The organism is Bacillus sp. Xin1, from assembly GCF_013314535.1.
GTDB lineage: Bacteria > Bacillota > Bacilli > Bacillales > Bacillaceae_G > Bacillus_A.
The window spans coordinates 53,561-60,078 of record NZ_JABUAE010000030.1 but is presented as its reverse complement, the minus strand read 5'-3'; the positions used below and the strand labels follow the sequence as shown (position 1 = coordinate 60,078).

Here is a 6,518-nt window from a genome sequence, read left to right as displayed (position 1 = left end):
ACGTGGTTTTTTTCCGAAATGCTGGCGGTACTCCTATAAAAAAACGCTCATATTATTGGGCACCATATAATCTCAATAAAATTGTAAACTAACGAATTTATAAATATCACTTTTTAGGAAGATTCATCTGTAAAAAGTAAAACTAAGTTTACATCTTTTTATAATTTGTAAAACTCACCATTAAATATCCAAATAAAAACCCAGTGATATCATGCTTACATACTGATATCACTGGGTTTTATAAGTTTAACATTTTGTATCTTTTGTAAAACTCATTATAGATATTGAGTGTCCCAGTTTCAGATTGTTATAAATTAACAATCTGAAAAATTTGATATATAATATTAGTAAAATCTTGAAGGAGATGCGGCAAATGAATTTTTCCAAAGCTCTGGAAAACGTGGACAAAATATGTGCAGAAAAAAACACCAAAACACTCCTATATAATTTTAAATTTAAAGAATTGAATATTACTGGAATTTACTTTGCCACTACAAGAAATATCTTAATTTCTTGCAACAATGTAAATGGTGGCTGGCTTATTGAAGTAAGAAAAGATAACTCTATCAATAAATCCATACCAAATGATATTTATAGAAAAATTAAGCACTTCTTCTATGATTCGAAAAATGATACATATACTTCAGTTAAACCATTATTTGAAGAATTGTATATGCATTTCTTAAACCTTGCATCATCTACCTCAAAGGCACCTAATTCAAACCAATTAATTCATTACATTGAGACAACCAGATCCACAGATTCAAGCTACGATGAAAAGGGAGAAGGTGAAAAAATCTTCTTTAAAAATTGGAGTAGACAAACGGTTCGAACAGTAAGTGACTTAAATTTGAAAAAAACTCTTAGATGGTTTGGTGAAGACATTTATCTTATATGTAAAGAAAATAATGTTAGTTCTGTTTGGTCTCATAAACCTCAAAAAAACAGCTTAACAGGTTTAAATTCGTTTATATTTTTAGATCCAATCAAAGCAAAAGAAGAACTCAACAAAAAAAAGAATATATGCCCACAATGTAAAAGTTCACTAGTCGTAAGAAATGGAAAATATGGCCCTTTTTTAGGATGTAGTTCGTTTCCAAACTGCACTCATAAACAAAAACTAATTAAAAGTAAGTAATGTATGTACATTAAAAGGAAAGATATATCAAAAAGAGATACGACGCTTATTACAAGTGTTCCTATCTCTATATGATATGAACGGTAAAAAAACTACCTTACTTGAGGTAGTTTTTTATTTTATTACTATGTAGAATGCCTGGATGGTTACATAATACCCAGGGTTAACCCTTACGTGAGTGGAATATTCCCTCCGCCTTAGGACGCTGAATCGCCCTAGCTTATTGTAGCTGAAACCACAATAGCTATTTTATGATTTTTTAACGAGTTCATTCTTGAAAATTTTGCTTTTATTCACACTGTATATAGCACTTATAAAACCAATCCATACAAAGAAATTAGCTACTGACTTGATCCATTCATATCCTGCATAGTTTTTTATATAACTCAGACCTGTTTTGCAGATTGGATGGCGCGGCGTGATTCACATTTTACATAGTGTTTATAAAATTTGCTACCATCCCATAAGTTTAAATATATAGTTGGCGTTCACATACTACATAGTGCTTATAAAACAAAAAGTCTCTTTCAACATGTAAATTAATAAGCGATGTCCAAGTACTATCTAGATTCATATCCTACATAATATTTATAAAACGGTAAATGTTTGACTGGAGCGTAGCGAAAGGAATTTAATTCACATCCTACATAGTATTTATAAAACGTAAGTCTAAGTGTTATATGAGATAATAGACTTGTAATTCACATTCTGCATAGTGTTTATACAACCCTTCTCTCCAATTCTTTGCGCAACTTCCGCATAATATTCACATTCTGCATAGTGTTTCTACAACTGTGTAACAGCTTCATATTGACCGTAATCATATACCATTCACATTCTGCATAGTGTTTATACAACCCGGTTATATATTCTTTCAAAGAACTTATTTATATCAATACTTATTTCAATCGTTAGACAAAGGAATTTTAACCTTTTTGCATCAAACCTCTAGTCTTAATTCTTACTTCGATTACAAAAACACCATAACCTCATATATATCATAACTTCATGAGTATTTTTCTAATTTTGTGGTTTGCTGCAGCCTTCTAAAATATTCGCTTTGTTGTTTACTGGTAATATATTTTGTACTACAAGCAATGTTTTGTGATGCATTATAGTCTGCGTTGATTTCATGCTTACATGCCTTACAAATAAATTTTTCTTGTGATTCTCGTTGTCCCGGTTCATAATGTCCACATTTCGAACATGTTTGACTTGTACGATATGGATCTACATATTTTACTTCTATTCCTACTTGCTTAGCTTTATATTCAATAAACTCCTGCAATTGGTAATATGACCAATTGCGTAAAATTTTATTCTTATCTTCACCCGCTAAAGCTAAGAATTCCATGTTAATTTGCCCAGCTCCATGCTTTTTTGCAAATTTGATAATGTTATGACTTAAAAAGTGATTATAGGTTGTTGCAAAGTTTTGCTCTTTTTCTTTAAATCGATCTAAAGCTTTTACTTTTCTCTCTCTACCTTTTCCGCCTTTTACACTGACTAAAGTTTTGTGTAAATTCTTTCTTCTTTTTTGCATTTGTACACGAATTTTAAAAAAATCCTCTAAACTTCCTAAGGCTTTACGAATATATGGTTTATCATTGATAGACATATAAGCTGGTACTTTCATCCCTAAGTCTACCCCCAACACTCTTCCCTCAACAAAAGCTGTTCTATTATCACTTTCTCCTATATCTAATGATAAATTTAGGATTAAATCTTTTCCTACCGATATGCTACTGTCACATACTTTATAAGATTGTTCTAACACCTTTTTTAATATGGTCCACAATTCATGACTATTATTTTGATGCCTTCCAAGTATGCATTTAAACACAATTCCTTTACACCATTTAATCAGTATGCTTTTTCCTTCCTGGTAAAAATACAATGTACGACCACGAATGAGTAAAGGATTATTCTTTTTATATGTACGTAATGATCGTTCACCACTTAATAAACCATTTTTTAAGTCTATACTAAAATCTTGTGTTACCTTTTGTGTAATTCGGTCTTTTGTATCACTCATCAAGTCAAATTGTTTATTAATGATTTCACGCGTTGTAGTAGTAAAATTGATTTTTATGGCATCTTGCAAAGTTTTTGTTGCTTCCCTATTGCCTTTACCTCGCAATTCCTTTAATTTGTTTCTTTTCTTTTCTATTTTTTGTTCTATAGTAACTTTTTTCTTTTCATCTTTTTGTTTTCGCTTTTCATCATATAGCTTATCAATCGTTTCTTGTAATTTTTTTTCATCTTGTATAAATTTATGATCTAATAATCGAATCTTCTCTTTTGCCACGTGAAGAAAATATAAATGATTAATTGCAACGTTTAACGCTTTATTCTGTTTATAGCGTTCTTCACGAATAAACTTATACTGATTGTCTCGTTCCTCATCAACAATTATAAGTTTTATCTTTCTTGTAATAATCATGTCCTGTCCTCACTTTTTCTAGGTGTTGGATGTCTTATTGCTTTTAGGGATAACATTTCTCAAAAGACCCTTAATTATCCATTTATTTCTAATCGCAAGAATATATCTTCTCTATCTATAAATTTTGGCTCATTTCAGCAGTAACAATTAAATTATTAAACCAAATAAACTTTTTATTTTATAGGATAAAGAAATGATATATACTCAAATCTTGAAGGGTAATCTGTAGGTCATACATGTCGTAAATTTACGAAGAGAAGGTATAAGTAAATTTCAAAAGAGATAAAGCACTGATTCAAAGTGGATTTATCTCTTTTTTACATGTTGGGAGGAACAAACAATGCAAAAAGATAAAAAGAAAAAATCATATTTCATGAGAGTCTACACATTGCGTGATCAGAGTACCAAATCCATCAAAGTAGAGCCTTGGCGTTCATTTAAAGATGAGATGAGGATACTTGGAATTAAAGAAACTGATATTTTTCAAATCCAGCTTGTAGAAAAACATTTGTAAATTCCTTTTATACAAAAAAGGCTCCTTGTGACACAAGGAGGAAAACAGGAAATAACAAATATATATGCAATAAATAAGAGAATTACTTATATATGGATGAACCAGGTGTAGGTTGGAAATATGCACATGGAAATGCTGGTGGCCATCACCTTCCAGGCGGGGGCGATCATTAAAAAATAACACCTACAGATATCTGTAGGTGTTATTTTTTAATCTATTTAGGACTGTAAAATTCCTCTTATTTCTCCTATGCGTAACCCCGTAAATTTTGCAATATCTTCTATTTGCATTCCATTTTTATGCATCCCACGAACCAATTGTATGCGCTCAGCAAGTTTTCCTTCTTGAAGTCCTTGTTCACGCCCTTTATTCAATGCATGAGCAATACCAGCAGCTTCATCCATCAATGCTTTTTCCCTTGCTTCATACTCTTTTCGAAAAGAAGCATCTTGACTCATATGTTCCCATTTATCGATTGCCTTTTGCAAAATCGGATCTTGATTCATCGCAATCTCCTCCAAAGTATGTGTTAAGTGTTCATCTTCATTCGCTGGCAATAATAGCAACCAACGAACAAATGAATCCTTCCATGGATTGACTTTCTCTTCACGCCATTGCTTCATTAATTTTGGAATCTCTACAACATGAATTTCAATATCATCACTTAAAAGGTTTTGTTGTTGCATATTCCACAGCTTGCCTGTGGTATGAAACTCCTCATATTCCGAAAACATTACAAAATTTAACAAGTTAATGGTAATGGTTTTATGAAGCGAGCTGTAAGGCATCCCTTTTTGTAACTGTGATGTGTACAGTTTTCCCCAATAATACAGACTACGCTTAATCATGTCATGAGTATTATTTAACTGTATTTCTATGTTAATCTTTGTTCCTGTATCTAATGTAGCCGATACATCTAAAATAGATAATTTATCCTCTTCATGTTCCCTATGCAAATGAGGATCTTCAAATTGAAGTGATTGAATAGGGGATTCTAACGAGTCTTTTAACATTGCGTTTAAAAATGTGATCAATATTTCCTCACTACCAGCTGTTCCAAATAGTTGCTTAAACGCAAAATCAACCCGTAAATTTACTAATTGATTGGACATGGATTTCCTCTCCTGCCTTTTAATATCCTTTTTCCTTATTGTACAGAAAAGCCCATCAAACATGCAAATAGGCCCTTACATGAAAGTATATAAGGACCAGTTTGCATATTTTACATATTAACAGTTTAATGACATATAGAATGAAAAGTTACCTATACGAAGCAAAACTCCCGTCTAGTATACAAAATAACTGAAATGAAACCAAGACACAATAAAAAAGAAAATCCAATTTTAAAGAAAGATTTTGTACTAATGAATATCAGATAAGGTATACATCTAAAAATTACAAATTTTTCAGATATATATTATTCTATAAATAGAACAAATGTTCTTGAAAGAAAGGGGATATGCGAATGAAAAAAGAAGGAATTTACATAGTCGATAAAAAAGGACATTCTACTTTTCTTTCTCCTCCGAGCTCTGGTTATGGGGAAATTCAAATACAATATTGCAACTCTATCCCCATTATGTTGAGGGAATTGCATACATTACGATTAGCCGAAACGAAAAAATCGAAGGCTACAAGCTAGGAAAATACTTCTTAGCTTGTAGCCTTTTTTTGTTCTCTAAATGTCACAAGAAAGGAGCTACAATATGGGATTAACCTTTTTAGATATCTTTGCCGGAGTAGGTGGGTTTCGATTCGGAATGGAGGAAGCGGGACACCACTGCGTTGGATATATTGAATGGGATAAATTCGCTAGGGCTTCCTATGAAGCTATTCATCATATAGAAAAGGAGTGGACCAAACATGACATTAACGATGTTAGACCAGGAGAACTACCAAAAGCAGACATCTGGTGTTTTGGCTTCCCATGCCAAGACATCTCCATTGCATCTGGTAAAGCAACAGGACTTCAAGGAGCAAGATCTGGACTATTTTACAAAACGATTGAACTCCTCAACAGCCAAAAAGAAGAAAATAAACCTAAATACTTGTTCATTGAAAACGTTAAAAATTTGTTTTCAGTCAATGGAGGATGGGACTTTGCCAGGGTTCTCATTAGCCTGGATGAAGCTGGGTATGATGCAGAATGGGCTTTGCTTAACACAAAAGACTTCTCAACAGCAGCAAGACCTGTGCCGCAAAACAGAGAACGCGTATTCATTATTGGACATTCTCGAAGACACCGTACCAGAAAAGTATTTCCTCTCTCCCAACATCATCAACAAACTAGTATTAAAAAAATAGGAAACATCAATTCGAGTGGGCGTGGATTAAACGGCCATGTATATGACCCGAATTATGTATCTCCCACCCTTGTATGTGGGGAACCACCAAAAATCATAACAAAATAGGAGGTTATTTCA

The 6,518-nt window shown here is 32.5% G+C and carries 6 protein-coding genes; 4 read left to right on the top strand and 2 right to left on the bottom strand.

From position 1 onward, the window contains the following. Window positions 1-373 precede the first annotated feature (373 nt). Complete coding sequence (locus HRG09_RS29105) at window positions 374-1,138, top strand: topoisomerase DNA-binding C4 zinc finger domain-containing protein (RefSeq protein ID WP_254610142.1); 765 nt, start codon at window positions 374-376, stop codon at window positions 1,136-1,138. Between the two features lie 1,006 nt (window positions 1,139-2,144). Here HRG09_RS29105 and HRG09_RS21030 read toward each other — a convergent pair. Continuing rightward, window positions 2,145-3,581 (bottom strand): RNA-guided endonuclease TnpB family protein, encoded by a 1,437-nt coding sequence (locus HRG09_RS21030; RefSeq protein WP_174102795.1) that lies wholly within the window; start codon window positions 3,579-3,581, stop codon window positions 2,145-2,147. 340 nt (window positions 3,582-3,921) lie between these two features. Here HRG09_RS21030 and HRG09_RS21025 point away from each other — a divergent pair, with 340 nt between their 5' ends. Then, a complete protein-coding gene (locus HRG09_RS21025; RefSeq protein WP_174102794.1) occupies window positions 3,922-4,095 on the top strand; it encodes a hypothetical protein in 174 nt (57 codons plus the stop codon). A gap of 218 nt (window positions 4,096-4,313) precedes the next feature. On the opposite strand, the gene HRG09_RS21020 is transcribed toward HRG09_RS21025, so the two are convergent. After that, complete coding sequence (locus HRG09_RS21020) at window positions 4,314-5,207, bottom strand: Rpn family recombination-promoting nuclease/putative transposase (RefSeq protein ID WP_174102793.1); 894 nt, start codon at window positions 5,205-5,207, stop codon at window positions 4,314-4,316. A 353-nt stretch (window positions 5,208-5,560) separates the two neighbouring features. Here HRG09_RS21020 and HRG09_RS21015 point away from each other — a divergent pair, with 353 nt between their 5' ends. Further along, window positions 5,561-5,737 (top strand): hypothetical protein, encoded by a 177-nt coding sequence (locus tag HRG09_RS21015; RefSeq protein ID WP_174102792.1) that lies wholly within the window; start codon window positions 5,561-5,563, stop codon window positions 5,735-5,737. A 64-nt stretch (window positions 5,738-5,801) separates the two neighbouring features. Further along, complete coding sequence (locus HRG09_RS21010; protein WP_174102791.1) at window positions 5,802-6,506, top strand: DNA cytosine methyltransferase; 705 nt, start codon at window positions 5,802-5,804, stop codon at window positions 6,504-6,506. The last annotated feature ends 12 nt before the right edge of the window (window positions 6,507-6,518 follow it).

Coding starts and splice junctions, on each gene's coding strand:
- HRG09_RS29105 (WP_254610142.1), top strand. CDS start 374: ATGAATTTTTCCAAAGCTCTGGAAAACGTGGACAAAATATGTGCAGAA.
- HRG09_RS21030 (WP_174102795.1), bottom strand. CDS start 3,581: ATGATTATTACAAGAAAGATAAAACTTATAATTGTTGATGAGGAACGA.
- HRG09_RS21025 (WP_174102794.1), top strand. CDS start 3,922: ATGCAAAAAGATAAAAAGAAAAAATCATATTTCATGAGAGTCTACACA.
- HRG09_RS21020 (WP_174102793.1), bottom strand. CDS start 5,207: ATGTCCAATCAATTAGTAAATTTACGGGTTGATTTTGCGTTTAAGCAA.
- HRG09_RS21015 (WP_174102792.1), top strand. CDS start 5,561: ATGAAAAAAGAAGGAATTTACATAGTCGATAAAAAAGGACATTCTACT.
- HRG09_RS21010 (WP_174102791.1), top strand. CDS start 5,802: ATGGGATTAACCTTTTTAGATATCTTTGCCGGAGTAGGTGGGTTTCGA.